Raw genomic sequence first — 761 nt, forward strand, 5'->3', positions numbered from 1 at the left:
ATTCACGAACAGCGCCATCTGGGAAAGTAATCTTAATCATGGTTTTCTCCTTAAATATTTATCGTATTTTTATAACTGAGGTTTGAAGAAGTGGGAAGCTAGATATCAATAAAGAATGATCACAATTGATTTGCTAAATCAATTTCATTTTAACTTTTTCAGTCTGAAAATAAAGAAAAGCGTAGAAATACATAGATAGCATACCAAGGAAAGGATGAGAGACAGATATTCCTCCTGAGTCATCTCGCCTCTCATGTATATCCTTATCGGATAGCTTTTTATCGCATTGACCAAATAGATACCAGCTGTCAAACTGAAAAGATATCCTGTTGTAATGAGTTTCTTGTTGTTGAAAAACATTAAGATACCAAGAAAGGGGGCAAGGAATGGTAAGAGAGGAATGAGTAGAAAAAATGAAAAGACGACAATATTTTCCGTCCCCCATAGACTGAGCGTATTCATTAGCCAGACATAGAGTAAAAGGAAGGTACAAGTGATCATCCAAGATAATATTTTCTTCAAATCTATCACCTCATTTCAGCTCTTGGCTAAATTTCATCTTAACTTTGTCGTTAATACTCTCCAAACAAAAAACGACATCCTAAAAGGACGTCGCAACGTGGTTCCACCTTCATTTATGTTCCTCAAAAAAGAGGGACACCTCTGATTGGCTTTAACGTAGCCACCGTTTTATGTTTGCATAAAAGTCAGTAGAGTAGTATCAGTTTAGGCTTTCTATGCGTTTCCAGCAACCACGCACT

The 761-nt window shown here is 36.4% G+C and carries 1 protein-coding gene; it reads right to left on the reverse strand.

Translation table 11 applies throughout. The features are described 5' to 3' along the window. Nucleotides 1-144: 144 nt before the first annotated feature. Nucleotides 145-501 carry a hypothetical protein gene (locus tag GMD6S_RS13055; RefSeq protein ID WP_000627037.1) on the reverse strand — a complete coding sequence of 119 codons (357 nt, stop codon included), beginning with the start codon at nucleotides 499-501 and terminating at the stop codon, nucleotides 145-147. Nucleotides 502-761: the final 260 nt, after the last annotated feature.

This window comes from Streptococcus sp. GMD6S (assembly GCF_000297015.1).